The organism is Streptomyces nanshensis, assembly GCF_001751255.1.
Taxonomy (GTDB): Bacteria; Actinomycetota; Actinomycetes; order Streptomycetales; family Streptomycetaceae; genus Streptomyces; species Streptomyces nanshensis_A.
On record NZ_LJGW01000139.1, the window covers coordinates 1 to 17,647 of the forward strand.

15 protein-coding genes are annotated in these 17,647 nt (G+C 69.8%); 11 read left to right on the forward strand and 4 right to left on the reverse strand.

Annotated elements, in window-relative coordinates:
• Positions 1-167 precede the first annotated feature (167 nt).
• The 6 genes from AN218_RS08085 (at position 168) to AN218_RS08110 (ending at position 4,126) form a co-directional block, all read left to right on the forward strand.
• The gene (locus tag AN218_RS08085; protein WP_070016081.1) at positions 168-833 is read left to right on the forward strand and encodes a hypothetical protein; all 666 of its coding nucleotides are present in this window, start codon (positions 168-170) and stop codon (positions 831-833) included.
• 288 nt (positions 834-1,121) lie between these two features.
• A complete protein-coding gene (locus AN218_RS08090; protein ID WP_070016082.1) occupies positions 1,122-1,955 on the forward strand; it encodes a hypothetical protein in 834 nt (277 codons plus the stop codon).
• Between the two features lie 352 nt (positions 1,956-2,307).
• Entirely contained in the window at positions 2,308-2,916 is a 609-nt protein-coding gene (locus AN218_RS08095) for a DUF6349 family protein (protein ID WP_070016083.1), read from the forward strand.
• Between the two features lie 163 nt (positions 2,917-3,079).
• Entirely contained in the window at positions 3,080-3,364 is a 285-nt protein-coding gene (locus tag AN218_RS08100) for a DUF6211 family protein (RefSeq protein ID WP_070016084.1), read from the forward strand.
• A complete protein-coding gene (locus AN218_RS08105; RefSeq protein WP_141747510.1) occupies positions 3,361-3,861 on the forward strand; it encodes a hypothetical protein in 501 nt (166 codons plus the stop codon). Before AN218_RS08100 ends, AN218_RS08105 begins: the two co-directional genes overlap by 4 nt.
• Complete coding sequence (locus tag AN218_RS08110) at positions 3,854-4,126, forward strand: hypothetical protein (protein ID WP_070016086.1); 273 nt, start codon at positions 3,854-3,856, stop codon at positions 4,124-4,126. Before AN218_RS08105 ends, AN218_RS08110 begins: the two co-directional genes overlap by 8 nt.
• Before the next feature lie 10 nt (positions 4,127-4,136).
• Here the strand turns inward: AN218_RS08110 and AN218_RS08115 are convergent, their stop codons facing one another.
• Entirely contained in the window at positions 4,137-4,901 is a 765-nt protein-coding gene (locus AN218_RS08115; RefSeq protein ID WP_244900345.1) for a hypothetical protein, read from the reverse strand.
• Between the two features lie 521 nt (positions 4,902-5,422).
• Between AN218_RS08115 and AN218_RS08120 the strand changes: the two genes are divergently transcribed.
• From AN218_RS08120 to AN218_RS08140, 5 genes are all read left to right on the forward strand, one after another.
• Positions 5,423-5,899 (forward strand): HNH endonuclease, encoded by a 477-nt coding sequence (locus tag AN218_RS08120; protein ID WP_244900346.1) that lies wholly within the window; start codon positions 5,423-5,425, stop codon positions 5,897-5,899.
• Positions 5,900-6,637: 738 nt separating this feature from the next.
• The gene (mobF, locus tag AN218_RS08125) at positions 6,638-11,485 is read left to right on the forward strand and encodes a MobF family relaxase (protein WP_070016087.1); all 4,848 of its coding nucleotides are present in this window, start codon (positions 6,638-6,640) and stop codon (positions 11,483-11,485) included.
• A gap of 59 nt (positions 11,486-11,544) precedes the next feature.
• Positions 11,545-12,015, forward strand: coding sequence for a hypothetical protein (locus tag AN218_RS08130; protein WP_070016088.1), 471 nt, complete (start codon positions 11,545-11,547; stop codon positions 12,013-12,015).
• A 156-nt stretch (positions 12,016-12,171) separates the two neighbouring features.
• Complete coding sequence (locus tag AN218_RS08135; protein WP_244900347.1) at positions 12,172-12,969, forward strand: P-loop NTPase family protein; 798 nt, start codon at positions 12,172-12,174, stop codon at positions 12,967-12,969.
• Positions 12,969-13,739, forward strand: coding sequence for a hypothetical protein (locus AN218_RS08140; RefSeq protein ID WP_070016089.1), 771 nt, complete (start codon positions 12,969-12,971; stop codon positions 13,737-13,739). Before AN218_RS08135 ends, AN218_RS08140 begins: the two co-directional genes overlap by 1 nt.
• A gap of 81 nt (positions 13,740-13,820) precedes the next feature.
• Here AN218_RS08140 and AN218_RS08145 read toward each other — a convergent pair whose 3' ends face one another.
• The 3 genes from AN218_RS08145 to AN218_RS36520 form a co-directional block, all read right to left on the reverse strand.
• Positions 13,821-14,426, reverse strand: a complete 606-nt coding sequence (locus tag AN218_RS08145; protein WP_070016090.1) for a hypothetical protein — start codon at positions 14,424-14,426, stop codon at positions 13,821-13,823.
• Complete coding sequence (locus tag AN218_RS08150) at positions 14,427-16,520, reverse strand: type IV secretory system conjugative DNA transfer family protein (protein WP_171908631.1); 2,094 nt, start codon at positions 16,518-16,520, stop codon at positions 14,427-14,429. It abuts the gene before it with no gap.
• A 107-nt stretch (positions 16,521-16,627) separates the two neighbouring features.
• Positions 16,628-17,647: hypothetical protein (locus tag AN218_RS36520; protein WP_171908632.1), on the reverse strand; the 1,020-nt coding region annotated here is incomplete at its 5' end.

Genomic DNA, 17,647 nt, shown 5'->3' on the forward strand with positions numbered 1-17,647 from the left:
CGCCGCCCCGGCCGAGCCGGCCCGGGGCGGCGGGCCCCGCCCGGTGACGTACCGGAGGGCCTCTTGAAGCCCCTGCCGTACGCGCCGCAACGCCCCAGAGAACACGAGGACCGCGCACAGACCGGGGAGGGCAATCCCCGCGCGGAGAACCAAGGAGCCAACAGCACATGAAATCGCTGGACACCATCGACCTGGAGGACCGCGAAGAAGTCCTCGCCTGGATCGCCGCGAAGACGGCCGTAACGGTCGAGAAGCTGAACGCCGAAGGTCACGACCTGAAGATCGTCATGGACCGGCTGACCAACGACTACACGCTGAACAGCCTGCGATCCCTCTACGCCGACACCGCAGGCAAGGTGAACCCCGGTGATCGCGCAGACGCGGTTGAGCGCCTCGCCCAGATCCTGTTCAGCTCCTACGTCACCGTTCATGATCTCGGTAACGCCCAGTACGCCATCGACCCGACCGACACGAGCGACGAGGCCGAGACCGCCCGCTTGATGATGGACAACCCACTCGCCTTCTGCACCGTGTGCGGCTGGTCCGCCTGGTCACCAGCCGAGGCAGAAGGAGACTGCGACTGCCCCCCCGTGATTGACGTCCCGGGCTCGCAACCGCTGCCTCACGGACGTGATATCCCCGACATGGCCACCGATCCCGACGGCTGGGCCCGTACCTGGGGCGGTAGGTGCGGGCAGACCTTCGAGGTCGACGCCGGAGACGGCATCCCCCAGCTCTGGGACGGCCTGACCTGGCAACAGCACGAGCGCGCCGTTGCGCAGTCCGGAATCGGAAAGTCCGCCAAGGTTCTCGCCGTCCGGTACACCCCGTAGCCCGCGCTGCCGAGCCCGGAGGCGACCGCCTCCACTGCCGAGCCCCGGAGGCGACCGCCTCCGGGGCTTCCTCGTGTCGCCGAGCTGCCCGGCACCTCCCGCGCCCGGGGAGACCTGTGACCTGTACGGAGAAACGGAGAAGTAGAAATAGATCTCTTTCGGAGAGCGCCCAGGACTGGACACCAGCCCAAAAACTTGGTTGAATACTTGTATCGAAAGGGGGGGCAACCCCTTCCGATCCCCGCAGGCCAACCGCCTGACGGGGCTGATGCGACCAAGGAGCCAACCATGGACCCGAAGCACCACGACCAGACCAAGGCGGAGGAAGCGGTCAAGCTCGCCAACATTCAGTCAATCGTCCGCCCCGTCCCGGTCGACGAGACCCGTCCGGCGACGACGTACCACCAGGAGCTGACGCTCTTCGCCGACGAAACACCCGTCGTCATGCGTACGGAGGGCACCGAACAGAACGGCGTGACCTTCGGCGTCTGGGACACCGGAACCCGTCCCTACCAGGCTGTCCGTTGGAATGACGGCGGCGCCGACCTCGTCGGACCGCCTTTCCTCCACCGTGCCGACGCCGCCCAGGAACACGCCGAGGACGGCGCGGAACACAACCAGCAGGAGGCGCACGCCCCCGTCATCCGACAGGACATTGCGGAGACGATCCGCAACGGACGACCCACGGGCGACCGCCACCGCACCAGCGTCCGCGACCGCCTGGCCGCCGTCGCGCTCCCGCTCCGCGTCGAGGAATTCCACTATGACGCTCATGACCGCCAGCTCCACAGCGACGCGGAGATGGAGCACGCACAGGCGACCAGCTACGTCATCTACGACGGCGGCGAGGATCGCGTGGCCGAGGCCAGCATCACCTACGGCCCCGGCGACAGCGACCGGCCCGCCAGCGACCTTGCCGAGCTGCAAGCGGCCGTCGCGCTGATTCTCCACGCCCCGGCCGACCTCCACGCTCTCCTCGCGGCCACGGACCGCACGCAGCGCGACGAGCTCGCGCAACTGCTGCGGTGGGCGGCCGAGATCACTCAGGGCAGCAACGACGCCCAGCTTGCCCTGGCTCTGGTCCACCGTCTCGCCAACTGGGCCAGCACCGCCGCCCAGTAGGCACCGCCCCACCGAGGCGGGGGGCCGGGCACCCAGCCCGGCCCCCCACCCGCGCACGCGAGCGAGGGAGACGGCCGTACCGCAGGCCAGCGCCAGCACTTCTCGGCGCCACGGGAAAACGCCGCCCTGCGGGCGACAGCCCGAAACGGCGCGTTCACCGCCGGCCCGCGGCCTCCGCTCCGCTNGCTCCGCTCCGGCCACGGGCCGCCGGGCGCCGTGCCGCCCACCCGCGCCGTACGCATACGAACCGCCAGCACGGATACCGACGACCACAGCAGGGACGACCATGTCCGACCTTCCCCCGATCCCCAGGCCCCTCCGCGGCCTCATCAGCGCCCGGACGTGGCGCAGTATGTGCGAGAACGACGACGACAGGGCCTGGGCCCGCCTTCCCGGCGCCCAGGCGAGGCAGACGTTCTACTGGCGCGTGATCAACGCCCGCTCCCGTTGGATCGAGCGGCACTACCCGCACCGGAACCGCGTCTGGCACATCGTGCCCTTCCATCCCGGCGGCGCCTACAGCGACGATGACTTCTGCACCTGGCCGCCCGGGCGCTGCATCCCGACCCTGCTCCAGCGCGACGACGAGCGCGGCCGCACCCGCTACCGGGGAGCCTGCCTCGCCTGTACCTGGGAGGGCGCCGGGCATCCGCCGAGCACCCGCCGCACAGCGGCCAACGGCCCGATCGAGGATGCCCACGACCACGCATGGCCCGGATGGCGCGCACTTCCCTACGCGCCGTCCGCTGCGCTCGACGAGCCCCATGGACCCGCCTGGCAGCACCTCGCCGCGCTCTACCCGCCCGGCTGGCTGAGTGCCGGCGCTCCGCTCCTCCGGCCGCGCCGCAGCCCGTACGTCCCGCACCGGCCCACGTACCGCCACCGGCCCTGCTATCTGCTCAGGCGGCCCGCACCGGCGCGACGGCCTTGCACCGAGGAGACCCCGGGCACGCTCTTCTAGCCGCGAAACATGGTTGAATACTTGTATTGCCGTAGAAAGCAAAGGGCCTGGACGCCGGGCAAGGCATCCAGGCCAGGAGCTAAGACGCCGAATACGGCGTCCGATCCAAGGAACCAACACCCGCGAAACCGCTATACCGAATCCACGAGAGTTGGGAACCACCATGGTAACCACAAACACGCCCCCGTCTGAAGACCAGCCGTGGGCGGGCGACCTAGTGCAGCTTCGCCCCGGCACCCTGGAGAACCAGCACCCAGGATGCTGGTACGTCGTCGGCGACATCCCCGAGCCCGGCATTCTGGAGCTCTACCTCGAGGACCGGCACCCCGGCTATTGGGACTTTGCCTCCACAGCCGAGGCCCGCGACGTCGTCCGCATCCGGCGCCTGACTCTCACGGGCGCCCGCAGTTGGACCCTGCCCGCCACGGACGGAGGCCGCCCCCGATGAGGAGCGCACTCATGGCCCCGCCGACGTCGATGCCCGACCCGACCGACCGCAGGAACTACGACCCCAACGCCTGGGGTGGCCCCGCCGATTTCGCCCGCATCTGCGGGCACAGCGACGAGAGCACCATCAACGCGTGGGTCAAGAACGGCGGCCCCGCCGGATTCCCCGCCCCCGAGTCATGGAAACAGCTACCCACGCGCAAACGCCCGCAGTGGCGGTTTGCCACGATGTGGAACTTCGTCGACACCGTGCCCGATCGGCGCGTCGGCGCCGGCGGAGGACAGCCCAAGAAGCCCCACCGCTACGCCGGTGACGAGCGCCTGGAGCTGGCCCAGCGCCTCATCCGAGCCCAGCCCACCGCCAAGCGCGACGACCTCGTGCCGCAACTGCGGGAGCAGTGGAGCGGCCGGAGCTACAAAGACGCGACCTGGCGGCAGCTCATCACCACCGCCCGTAAACTCCTCGACGACGAACGCGGAGAGGGCGAGCGTGCTTGATCTGGGCATCGGCGAAGCCGTCCGAACGCTCCTGGGGCCAGAGGGCATGGCCCGCTGCCGCGCGACGGCCTGGTTCTCGGGCACCTGCGCGCACTGCGGTGACCCGCTGGAGGCGGAGCGGACGAACCTGTCCGTGGGGGACGTCGACCTTCGTCAGCAGGACGACGACAAGACCCGGACCGCCGCTCTTCGCCGGGCGGCCCAGACCGGCCGCCTGGTCGGCGCCCGCGTCGCCGTCGGCGGACCGCCCGAACAGGCAGTCTGAAGGCCAGCTCTCACTCCCGCGCCCCGTCCCCGCGCGGGAGCCTGCCGGAAGCCAGGTCAAGGAGTACGGCCAGGTCCTCCCCCGCAGCCCACCGGGCCAACATCGGGCGATCTACCAGATGCACCCCCGATCGTGCGGCCCAGACCACACGCTGTCGTGAGAAGCTCCCGGAGGAGACCACCACCAGCAGCAGCGGCGCGGGCCGCTGCCGCCGTGGCCCGTCGTCGGGAGCCACCACCGGGCGCAGGGCGGCAACGCCACAGGGATCCTCGCTGATTCCGGGCCGGGCACGTTCGAAGGCGACTCCGAGCCGCTGTTCGCCACCCGGCCACTCGCCCACGAGATGAACCGCGCCGGAGTCGTTGACACGTATGCCCCGTACCTTGTGCCAGCCGTCACGCTGCAAGAGCCGACCGACGATGTGCCGGTATCCGCGGTCATCGGCGGCGTCCACCTCAGCGAGGGCGAAGCGCTCCCGCCGTCGGCCCGCGCGGGCCCGTAACGCCCGCAGCCGACGACCTACGACCCACGCGCCGTACGCGAAACCACCGAAGGCCAGCACCGCGGCCCACCAGCCGACGTAAGACCACAGCCACAGCAGGGCGGACAGCGGCACCGCGAGCGAGCCCGCCGCCACCACGACGGCCGGGGCCACCTCCCACCAGTCAGGCCCGTACGCGCCGCGCAGCCGTAGCTGTAAGTCCTGGCGCTGCCGATGCTCCCGGCGGCCACCCGCCGATGCCCGGCGGGGCAGCCCCACACGGATCACGCCCACCCGCCTCCGCTCCTTCACCTGTCACCGCTCACCTCTTGTCATACCTGCCCGGAACAGCGGCCGCCTCGACCAGGGTCCTAATAACAAGCCCATCGGCAGACCAGCATGGCCACACACCCCGAAGAGGCGGATAGTGGAGAGAGCTTGCCCGCCGAGCGCAAGGCCCCTCGACGCCGGCGGGCAACCCCTGGCCGGGCCGACACCAGCCGACGATCGGAGCGAGCCCCGCATGACACGTACCGCCGAGGCCGTCGCGGGCGAGAGCGGTTCCCTGCCTGACCGGACCTTCCCCACGGCCGACATCGGCCACCGGCCCCGTACGGGACGTCGTGGCGGCCGCGGAGACGAGGCCGGGGAACTCCTCCATCGTCACGTTCGGTAGCCGGATGAACGGCGGGGAAATCTGGGAGCCAGTGCCGCTTCCCCACGTCGGTCCGCTTCCCCACTGCGGGGAAACGGACTCCGAGGACGAGCTTCCCCAGCAGAAGCCGACGCGTGGGGAAGGTGTGCCGTGGGGAAGGTTGCTCGCGTCTGGGGAAACGGTCGAGCGCTACCGCGCAGCCGTCTGCCGACGAGGACTTACCCAGTGCTGGTGGTGGACCGGCGGGCTCAGCTCGACCGCACACGGCATCTTCCGGGCCGGGTCGCACCGCGACGGCACCAGTTGGGTCGTGCTCGCCCACCTCTTCGGGTACCGCCTGGAGCACGGAGCCGACGCCCTACAGCGGGGCACCATCGTGCGCCACCGGTGCGACGAACCGCCGTGCCAGAACCCGGCGCACTGGCTCACCGGCGAGCGCAGAGACAACATCCGCGACTACTACGCGCGCCGCCAGTTGACCGGGCACGCACTCTCTGACGTGCGCGGACCGCGCGGCCGGGCCCTGGCGGTTCAGGCCGCCATCGCCGCAGCCGACCCCGCCGGGCGCGAGGCCGCCATCGCCGCCGCACTCGCCGAGGGGAACCCGAGCGGGGCCCATCAAGCACCCCTGTTCTGACCCGGACCGCACGGCCGGACCGCACGGCCGGATCGGCGTCGCCAGGAGGAGACAGCGGCTTCCCCAACCGGCGGCCCGGGGAAGCCGGGCATGTGTCGCGCGGCAGCACTTCCCCTCGCACGTAGTGCCCACGACTTCCCCGGCCGTACTTCCCCACACCGTGGGGAAGGCGCCCTTCCCCACGGTGTGGGGACTTCCCCAGCCGTGGTTCCCCACGGTGTGGGGGAAGGGCCTAAGAATGCCTGTGGCGGATCTTCCCCACCGCTTCCCCACCGCTTCCCCGGCGCCGATACGGAAACCCGGCCCGGCGGACGTCGGGCCGGACTTCCCCACGGTTACCCTCCGTAGCATCCGCGCGATCTGCGGAACCGGGAGACGCACCCCGACCCGGCTTCCCCACGCGCACCCCTGGTAACAGTCGACCCCCACCGGAGCATCCGGCGGGGGTCGGTGTCGTCGCGCTGACCGTAGCCGGACCCACTGGTCGCCCGCCATTCCCGTACCGCGGCGCGGACCCTGCAGGGTCGCGTCTTCCCTCGGTGGCCGTACCAGAGGCACCCTTGAACCAGGACATTCCGACCCTCTACAGATCCAGGCCCCAGCACCCCAGCTCTACGAGTCCCACCCAGACCGCCCAACTGACCGTAGCCTCACTGCTCACTACAACTGCCCTCCACACCTATGCATCACGATCCGACGGTTGTTGTTGATCTTGAAAATTAGCTACGCTGTGTCGTCATGCTCTCGATCAGCGCAGGTAGCGACCCCGGTTACCTCACCAAGGAGATCGGCGAGGGCCGGGAGCACTACTACTTGCGTTCGATCGGTGAGGAGAACGGCGAGCCGCCCGGCTACTGGCTGGGCGACGGCGCCGCGGAGCTGGGCCTGCAACCCGGGGCCGAACTCGACAACGACGTCTTCACGGACCTCTTCAGCGACTTCATCGACCCGCGCCGGCGGGACGAGATGTACCGGCGGCTCGCCGAGATCCCGCACGCGAAGGGCAGCGAGGAGTACGCCAGGGCGGAAAAGGCAATCCGCAACGACGCGCGGCTGGGCAGCGCGCCGAAGAACTTCGAGAAGGCGTACGAGAAGCGGCTGGCGGCGCGGCTGGAGAAGGCTCGTGCGGACCTCCCCGACGAGATCGACCTGACCCCGGAGCAGGTGCGCTCCATCGAGCTGAGCGTCCGCAAGGAAGCTCCGACGGCCAGGATGTACTACGACCTCACCTTCTCCGCCCCGAAGTCCTGGTCGGTCTACCACGCGAGTCTCCAGGTCAAGGCTCTGGAGGCACGGGAGGCCGGGGACACCGAGACCGCAGACCGGTACTCGCAGCAGGCCGAGCAGGTCTGGGACGCGTGGAAGACGGGCGTGCAGGCCGGGATCGAGCACATGCAGGCCGAGGCCGGGTACAGCCGGGCCGGCCACCACGGCGAGAAGGTCAACGGCCGCACCACCGGGAGGTACGTCGAGGCGCGCGGGTTCATCTGCGGCGCCTTCGCCCAGCACACGAGCAGGAACGACGACCCGCAACTCCACGTCCACGTCCCGGTCTTGAACAAGGTCAAGACGGTCGACGTCGACCCGGCCACCGGGCAGGAGCGCACCGTGTGGCGCTCGCTGGACGGTACGGGGCTCTTCAGGAACAAGCAGGCCGCCGGGCACCTGGCCGAACGGGTCGCCGAACAGGAGCTGGAGCGCACCATGAGCGTCCGGGTCCAGATGCGGCCGGACGGCAAGGCCCGGGAGATCGTCGGCATCAGCCAGGAGCAGCGTGACCTGCACTCCAGCCGCCGCGTGGCGATCAAGGAAGGCGTGGCCGAGCTGGCGCGGGCCTATGAGGAGCGGCATGGCGTGCCGCCGTCCCCGTACGTGCTGGCCCGCATGTCGGAGGACGTCACCCTCGACCAGCGACAGGTCAAGAAGCACGACGCTCCCGCCCGCACGGCGCTGCTGGAGCGGTGGGAGCAGCAGAGCCAGGACCGGTTCCGCGAGGGCCTCTCCGAAGTCCCCGCGCAGGTGGCATGGGAGTCCCATCTGCACGAGCTGCACCGCCCGGCCCGCGAGTTCGACCCTGCGCTCGTCCAGCAGCGCGCGATCGAGGCCGTCCAGGACGCCAAGGCCACCTGGACCCGGCCCGACCTGCTCGTGGAGCTGAACCGACAACTGCCCGACACCCTGGGCGGACTGGACGGGCATCAGGTCCGCGACCTGCTCAACCAGCTCGCCGACGAGGTGCTGGACCCGGCGGCCGGCAACGGCGTGACCCGGGCGACGGCGCCGGGTCTGGTGGAGATCCCCCGCGAACTGCAGCGGCAAGACGGCAGCTTCGTCTTCGAGCCCAACCCCAAGACGCACGACCGGTACGCGACCGAGGAGCACCTGGCCACAGAAGAGCGGCTGGCCGCCTTCGCCGGGTCGCGCGGCGGAACGGCGGTGCCGCAGGAACTAGTCGAGCAGGTCCTTGAGCGGCGCGGCCTTACGGGACGGCAGGCCGACTTCGTACGGTCCGCCGCCACCTCCGGACGTGCGGCGGACGTGCTGGTCGGCCCGGCCGGAGCAGGCAAGAGCTACGCGCTGGCGGTGCTGACCGAGGTCTGGGAGGCCCACGAGGGCGGCCAGGTCATGGGCCTGGCCAGCGGCCAGCGTGCGGCGGACGTCCTGGCCGCGGAGGGCATCGGCAACGTCGCCAACATCGACATGCTGCTCGCGAAGAACCGGGCGCTAGCCGAGGGCCGCGACGTGGCCGACGCGGAGAAGTACCGCATCCCCACTGGCGCCCTGGTCATCGTGGACGAGGCGGGGATGACCAGCACCCGCGGCCTCGACGAGGTCCGCGCCCTGATCGAGGCCGCGGGCTCGAAAATGATCCTCTCCGGTGACCATTTCCAGCTCTCAGCTATCGGCGCCGGCGGCATGTTCGCCCAGCTCAGCGGTGAACTGCCCGGCGTGCACGTCCTGGAGGAGGTACGGCGCTTCCGCGACGTCGACGAGTGGGGCCGGACGACCGTACGGCAGTGGGAGGCCGACGCCTCCCTCAAACTGCGGGAGGGCGACACCGCCGCGCTGGGCGTGTACGAGGACTACGGCCGGTTCCGCGGCGGCAGCGCGGAAGAGATGCAGCAGCGTGCCTACCAGGGATGGCTCACCGACCACCTGGAGGGCAGGAACCCGCTGCTGATCGCAGGCGACAACACCCAGGTCGCGGAACTCGCCGCCCGCGCCCGCGAGGATCTCGTCCGTGCCGGACGGGTCGAGACGGACGGTGTCTCCCTGCGCACCGGCGCGGACGTCGGCGTCGAGACGAAAGCCGGCCGCGGCGACCTCATCCAGATGCGGAAGAACGACCGCACTATCACCAGCGCAGGCGGCGCCTTCGCCGTCAACCGGCTGACCGCCACGGTGACCGACGTCGACGACGACGGCGGGCTGACCGTACGGCTGGAGGACGGCGGACGGCTGCGCCTGCCCCCGAGCTACGTGCACAACCAGGTCGAGCTGGCGTACGCGTGCACAGTCCACGGTGCTCAGGGGCGTACGGTCGGCACCTGCCACAGCCTGATCGACGGGCAGACCGACCGCGAGGCCCTGTACGTCAGCCTCACCCGCGGCGAAGGCGGCAACTGGGGATACGTCATCACCCACGAGATGGGCGACGGCATCCGCGAAGAGGACGTCCCCCACCACCTGGTCCTGCTGGATGCCGCGCTGCAGCGCAGCAACGCCGACCAGAGCGCCACCCAGTACATCCGCGAGGAGATGGAACGGCGCGAGCACCTGGCCGTGCTGGAACCGGTCTGGTCCGGGGTCAAGGACCAGCGGGCCGAGGCCCGGTACGGCAGGGTCCTCCTGCAGACGCTCGGGGCGCACGAGTACGCGACGCTCACCAGCGAGGAGGCGTACGGCAGCCTCATGCGCCTGGCCCGGCAGGTGGAGGAAGCCGGCCACGACGTCGAGGACATGCTGCGGCGTACCGCGCTCAGCCGGGAATTCGACACCGCGGACTCCAACTCCAAGGTCATGCACTACCGGCTCACGAACGCGTGGAACCTGGCCCGGCAGGACCAGGCCCGGGTCGAGAAGGCCGAGCAGCACCAGGCGGTGCGCGAGCAGGAACAGCGCGCGGAGGAGACCGCCGGGCTGGTGAACACCGGCGCCCTGCCCGAAGGGACCGGCGAGCAGGCGGCGTTCGACGCCGCCGCGCCGGGCGTCTCCGAGCAGCCGGGCGCGGATCTATGGCAAGAGGACCTGCTGCGGCAGGCCCTGGTCGTGCAGCAGATGCCCGTGGCCCACGCAGGGCAGGACACCGAGGTCTGGCACCGTCAGGTCGCCGAGCGCGAGGCCCACATGGAGACCACCGACTCCTACACCGCCCGCACCCCGGACCTCGACGGCGACCTGGGCCGCATGATGCGCGAATGGGCCGCCGAGATGGACGCCCGCGTCGAACGACTCGGCCAGCGGGTGGCCGAACAGCAACCGCACTGGGCGATCGAGCGCCTCGGGCCCGTCCCGGACGACCCGATCAAGCGGGCCGCGTGGGAGCAACGCGCCGGCCGCGTCGAGCGGTACCGCGAAGCACACGGCCACGCAGACGAGCGCAACGCCATCGGCCAGGCCCCACCGGACGGCGCCGTGGAAGCCCGCGCCGACTGGGAGCGCGCCCGCCGCGCCCTGGGCGTGGACGGCCGCGCGGCCGACGTCGCCCGCGCCAGCGACGAGCAGCTACGTCAGACCATCCAGGCGTACGAGCGCGAGGAGGAGTGGGCCCCGCCGCACGTGGCCGAGGACCTGCAGCAGACCGCGCTGGCCCGGCGCGACTACGCCGACCAGGCCGTGCAGATGGAGCTACGGGCCAAGGAGATCGCCGAGCAGGAGGCGGCCGAGCACGAGGAAACCGTGACCGGCGCCCTCATGGAGGTACAGACCGTCCAGGGCACGATCCGGATGGCGGACCAGGAAGCGCAGGCCCTGGCCTTGCAGCAGGCGCACGTCCTGCAGGCCGAGATCGACCCGAGCGAGCGGCAGAAGGAGATCGAGGAGCGCGCGCAGACCTCACGGGAGGTCTCGGAGACCATGGCTGCCCGTGAGGAGAAGCTGCGGGAGGTCCACGAGACCCGCGGGCAGTGGCACGTAGCCACCGAACTCGCCCGCGAGGACGCCGAGCACGCAGCGATCGAACTGGAACGACGGGCCCCCGAACCGGACAGCAACGCGGAGCCCCACTCGGAGGCCCGAGCGGAGGACGCATCGACCGCGGCGACGCAGCCCTCCCAGGAGGAGGTCGAGGCACACCTCGCACAGGCGCTGTGGCAGGCCCGAGAGGCGCAGCGCATCCTCACCGAGCGCGCCCAGGAACGCGAGCAGGACGTCGACGCGGAGTCGAAGGCGCCCGAGCAGGCCGAGGAACTCGACCGTGAACGGCGCGACGTCGGCCTGGCGGAGGACTACGCACGCATCGGCAGCAGCCTTGCATACGCCGACCACGACCTGACGGCAGCCGGACAGGCCCCGCAGCCCGAGCCGGAGCCCGCACCGCAGGAGTTGGCCAGCCCCGAGATGCCCGAGCCGGACATCGAACCGTGAACACCCCACGAGAAACGCGTCCTGGCGCCGTGTCAGGCCCTCCGGCTACCGTGCCCGGTATGGCGGATGAGTGGTGGCGGCGCCCCGACGGGTTCCCAGCGGGCTGGAGCCGTACGACGTCGGCCACCCGCCAGACGGCCCCCGCCGCGCCGTCACCCCCGGCGCTGCCGGCGGGCGTCGACCGGTCGAGGACCGACCTGCGGCAGCTTCGCGACGAAGCTGCCGCCCTCCAGTACCGGGACGCCATCGAGGCCCCGATGCCCTGGTGCGCCCCCGACGGGGTACCGGCTGCCCTGGAGGCGATCGTGAACACCACGGCATGGCTGCTCGGCGAACGCCCCTTGTCCCCCATCGGCAGCGAGAGGCACACGTACCCTGACCTGCCCCTGGGCCGACAGCAGGCACAGGCACAGCGCATCATCTGGGGCGAAGAGCCGACCGAGCTGGGTGAGTGGTACGCCGGCGGCGTCCGGCGCACCCTGCGCTGGGCAACCGGGCGCGCAGACGGAGACCGCCCCCTGTCCGCGTGAGTGAGCGGGACGATGCTCTGCGGCGTACACCCTGATCGGTCGGTGGCGCGGTGAGGCGTAGGTACAGGGAGTACACCTTCTGGCATCCTGATGTCCGATCCGAGTAGCCGCCGGAGGCGGTGAAACCAACGGAAGGACATCGGGATGAGTCCCCCTGTGGAATCTGCCATCGAAACAGCCGCTGCCAAGGGGCCCGCGAAAGTCATCGGGGCTGTCCAGCAGAAGGGCGGTGTCGGCAAATCAACGATCATCGCCGCCCTCGCGGCCCTCGCTGGCCGGTCGAGCGCTCTCCGGAGTGGTGACGAAGACGCCGTGGCCCCCGTCGCCGCGGCGGGTATCGACCCGCAAGGCACGCTGGAGCAGTGGTGCGACCGGGTGGAGGGGCGTGAGGGCCACAAGGACCGAGAGGACGTTCTCCCCTTCGACTACCTCATCACGCGGAGCCGTCTTGGGCTTGTTCCCAAGGTGGCAGGCCAGGAGGGTCGAAAGCGCGTCTACGTCGACACCCCCGGATTCATGGATGAGGACCCTGACGCCGAATGGGGCGCCGACCCCCTGGGAGAGGGCCGTGCCGCTGACGCGCTGCGTGAGGTCCTCGATCTGATGGACTTCGCGATCGTGCCGATCACGGAGAGCTGGCTCACCCACGAGCAAGCCGAGTACACGATCGAGCGCGTACTCCGCCCGAGGAACATTCCGTTCCTCGTGGTGATCAACATGCACGACCCCAACACCGACTCCAAGTTCCACGAGGCGCCCGCGCTCACCAAGACCAAGCTATGGGCGGACCAGCGCAACTACCCGCGGACCGCGGATCCGATCCGCCGGTACAACATCCACGAACACGCCGCAGAGAACGGGCTCCTGGTGACCGAGTACAAGATGTCGGGAACCGCGTTGAAGGCCCGCGAGGACTTCCTTAACCTCGCGCTGACCGTGGAGCAGATGCTCTGATGGGCCGCATCGATCCAGACGCCGATCAGCCCACCCGGGGCGGCGCTCTCGACGCGCCGGGCGAGCTGGCCCGCGCTCTCGGCGCCAAGCCTCCCGCCAAGCGGCTCGCCCAGTCACCTGCGCTCATCGGGCAGGAGAAGGACCTCCTGGCCAAGTGCGAGGCCGCACTGAGGAACCTGAAGCTGGCGTGGTGGGCGGCCGGTAAGGCGTTGGAGATCATCCGTGAGACGGAACTCTTCCGCGAGTACGAGACCTTCGAGGAGTATTGCCTCGAAGAGTGGGACATGACGCCGCAGTACGCGAACGCGCTCATCCGGTCCTGGCGCCTCGCAGAGGCCCTGGTCAACGCGGCGAAGAAGGCGGGTCTAGAAACAATTGTTTCTAAGCGGCTGAACCAGCATCAGACGTCGAAGCTCCTCCCGTTCGCCGAGAAGAACGGCTACGAGGCGTCGGTCATGGTCTACATGCCGTTGCTCCGGGCCGAGAGCGTGAAGGTGACGGCGGACCTCGTCGAGGCAGCGGTCGAGGCGCTTCCCGAGCCGGCCATCGGACACCCGAAGTTGACCGAGAAGGCCGTGAAGGAGTTCCTTGAGCGGTGGACGAAGTCCAAGCAGATCCCGCCATCCAGGGACCCGTACAAGACCCTCGACAAGGCCGCGAAGAAGTTCAACGAGGACACCTTGAAAGCGGCTCTCGAACGCGACCCAGAGGGAACCCGCGCCATGGCGCGGAAGGTGGTAGAGCTCTTGTCTCCTCTCGTAAATAGCTAGCTTCCCGAACAGCACGAGGACGACCGAAGGGCCCGTTCCCGGAGATCATCTCCGGGAACGGGCCCTTCGCCGTACTTGCGGCTACTTCTCTTCGGGTGCGGGACGTCTGGCGATGTCCTGTTCGACCAGCTCCATCAACTCACCGTCTTCGAAGTCGTTTTGGTCCTGGTCGGCCGGGACTGTGTGCTTCGGCTCGATGATGTCGCTAGCGTGGCCGCATCTGGCCAGCTCCCGTCTCATCACCTGCTCGACGTGCGGCCACCAGCGCTGGTGCCATTCGGCTGCGCGGGTCGGCGGCGCCGTCGGCTGGTAGGCCCAGTGCCAATAGGCGCACAGCCAGGTCAGTTCGACCCTGAGCCGCTGATGCCGATACCAGCACGGGCGCCACACGTTCAGGGCGTACGTGGGGTGCAAGACCTTGCCGCACCACTTCAGCAGCCAGTCCCACAGTTCCCGCGCCTCCTCACGGTCGACCGTCGTCCAGTCCGGGGCGGTCCCGGGCCCGGACGAGGCGGGAAGGTCCTGGCCCTGCATGCGCTCGACGGCCTCTCTGATATCCGCCAGTGCGGTCTTGATGCCCTTGACCGCGGCGCCGAGGTCTTGCTCTTCCAGGACCTGCACCCGGGCGCGCAGAGTTGCCAGATCGGTCGCGACCGTGGTGAGGAGTTTCTCCGGGTCGATCGCCATCTACCAGTCCCCCATGTCGTTGGTGCCCGTCTTACGCAGCGTGGTACGAGGGCCGTGGCGCTCGCGCTCGTCGTGCGTGGATGGTTCGGATGGCGCCTCCAGATGCACCGTGGGGTCATGCGTAGGGCGAGGAGGCGGCAACGGCTCGCTCTCGTCGCTGGGCCGCGGTTCCAGATGCTCGCGCGGGTCCGGCACGTCGTCCATCTCCGGATCCGTCGAGGTCCGGGGCCGAGGGAGCCAGGGCTCAGAGCCTTTCAGCTTCCGCTTCCGAGCCCGCTTCTCTTCCTTGAGGCGCTTGGCATCCGCCTTCTGCATCGCCCGGAAGTCGTCACGGTCCCAGACAGCCGTGTAGCGCGTGACGAGCGTCTTGATGTGCCGTCGGAAGATGATGAGTTCACCTTCCTCCAGGTCCTTGATCTCGTCCGGACGCAGGGCGGGCTCCGTTACCCAGCGCCAACTGGTGGAGATCCGCTTGCGTCCGTCCGGTCCGGGCGTCTCGCTCGTGGTCGGCTCCTTGTACCGCTTCGGCCCGGAGAGGGTGGAGAGTGATTCCAGGTGTTTGGGGCCTTTGAGGCCGCCGAGGATGACCGCTGTGCAGTTGTCCCAGATGATCTCGGCACCGTGGGTGCCCCAGCGCTTTTCGATCTGGCCCCGGGACTGGAACGCGGACTTGATGGTGATGCCCAGGCCGCGGGAGTCCGCGGTCCATTCGTCCAGCGGGACGGGGCAGATGAGAGCGGCCTCGTCCAGATCCAGTTCCAGCGGCGGGTCGTTGCGGCCGCCCGGACTCATGGAACCGCGCATCCGGGCCGCTTCGTAGATCTCACCGGTGAGGGTCGAGAAGAGGGGGCCGATGCCGCCGATGCCCGTGTTACGGCCGAGCAGGTAGACCGTGTCGGCCTGCGAGGCGAGGAACTCCTCGATGTCGAAGCGGGGGGCGTCGGGGCGGTGCGCGTCGATGATGATCTGGGCGATCTCCGGGACGGACAGGAATTGGAACGTCAGTGACAGGGTGCCGAAGACGTTGTCGAGGGTCGTAGTCTTCCCCCTGTTGTGGGACGCTGGCGCCTGCGTCTGTTCCAGGTCCTTGGCCCATCCCGCAGGAGCGGAACTCGCGTGTTTCCGGAAGATCGCGCTGGCAGGCGTCCTGTGAGGGTCCTTGCTCCACTCTGCGACGTCCAGGAGGGACAGCCCTTCCATGTCCGCCGCCCACAAGAAGGACTTGAGCACCTTGAAGCTCTGGGATTCCCAGAAGCTGCGATTCTCCAGTCCCGATGTCGCGTCGGATCCTTCGAGCAGGTAGCGGGCCCGCCGGAGGGCGACCTCCGGGTTCTTGCAACCGATCACGGGGTCCCACAGAAGGGTGCTCGGCCGACCTGCGTAGCCCTGCGGGTTGAAGATCCACACCCGGCCGCCCTGAGCGATACGCAACTGCTCCGTGAGGGGGAGGACGTCGACCTTGGAGGAGGTCACCACGGCCGGGCCGGGAGCGTCCACCGTCCAGCCCGCCAGGAGCGCGGTCTTGCCCGCGCCCATGGGAGCGATGACCACGATGCTGTCCTCGATCGAGGACCACACCTCGATGCCGGTCTTGCGGCACACTCCCAGCCGGGCACCCAGCTCCGTGGTGGGGATGTCGCGGGCACGGACGTGCTCCAACGACGGCCGGAGCACCTTGCGCCGCTTCAGCAGCGCCCTGCGTCCCATCCGTCTGCGCACCTGGCGCTTGGAGGCGAGTCCGTCATCAGGCCGCCCGGCGGCGAACGCGCGGGCCTTGAAGTAGCCCATGCCGGCGAGCGCGAGGGTTCCCCCGGTGGCGAGCAGGGGCTGCTGGACGAAGGCGGCTTGTCCCGCGTCGACAAGACCGCCGACGAGACCGGGAAGAAGCTGTTCGGGGGCCCCGGCAGCCCCGGCATACAAAGCCGCCGCGGGCAGCGCCAGCGCGCCGTAGCGGTGCTCTCCTCTCGGGGGCAGCCAGTCCAGAGCCTCTCGGCTGTTGACGCGGTCATCCTCGACTTTCGGCCGAGTGTGGGGGATTCCTCCAGATGCACCGGAGGAGGGCGGGGGACTGGTCTTAGGGTTGTCGTCGTGCAAGGAGGTCTCTCCTTCGTTCAAGTGTCCCCGGCGCCGAGCCGCCAAGCTGATAGGCGCCGGGGGCATCTTCGGTGTACGTCCTGCCTGTGACCTCTCGGTCGGCAGGCTCATGTCTCGCCTTCGGCCCGTGCGTCAGCCTCTCTCTGAGGCCGGGCAGCGCCGCTTGCGGCTTCCGCGATGACGGCGTTCAGGTGCTGTCTGCGGACGGCCTCGGCGCCCACTCCGGCCTTCGGCGCGATCAGCTCGGCGATGGCACGCTTCGACTTCGCGCGGTCCTCCAGGGACAGTGCGTCGTAGGCGTCGGCGACCCGCTTCCGGGTACCGCCGGATGGCCGGGTCTGCTCCGGCAGGGACGTCTGCTCGCCTTCCACCTTGGCCTCAACCCGTGCGCGTGACGTCGAGCCCCGCGCCGCCACCGGAGCAGGAGCGGCCTCCCGCTCCTGCTCCGGTGCTGACTCGGGTTGCGTCTCCGGCGGCGGAGATGGAACTGATGGGTGTTCCGGCCCCAACCCTGGTGAGGGCTGTACGGGCGCCGCGTCGTACGCCTGTGTCTCGGCTACGCGTTCGACGCTGGCTCTGGAGCCGGGCAGCTCAGCGGCGGCTTCCGGCGCCGGGGAAGGGCGCGGTACCTGAATCGAGCTCTCCGCAGGGTGTTCGCGGCCGTGGAGTTCCGCCTCGACCGCGTCCCTCTGCTCCGGCTCGACGGGCGGAGGCGGCGCCCAGGGAACGCCCACGGGCGGGGTAGTGCCGGTCTCAGTCCGGTACCTCCGGTACAGGGCGCCCAAGTCCAGGGGGGCATCCGGGCCATCGGAGGGTTCGGGCAGGCCGTAGAACTCAGCGAGAGCGGCGAGGAGCTGTCCGCGGGTCGGGAGGCATCCGTGCTCGTCCATGTACCAGCGGACCATCGCGAAATACTGCTCCTCGTCGAGTCCGGGCAACTCCTCCTGCTCACCTTCCTGTTCGGCGCCCCCGCCCGTACGGACGTCAGCCTCCGGCTCTGTGGCGGCCACAGCCGCCGACGTCGACGTCCCCGTGGGCAGCTCCGCGCGCTTATCCAGGAGATGCAGCTCCGTCGCTTCGATGCCCGCGGCTGCGAGGCCGGACGGCCCGGTCTCGGCCAGCGGTAC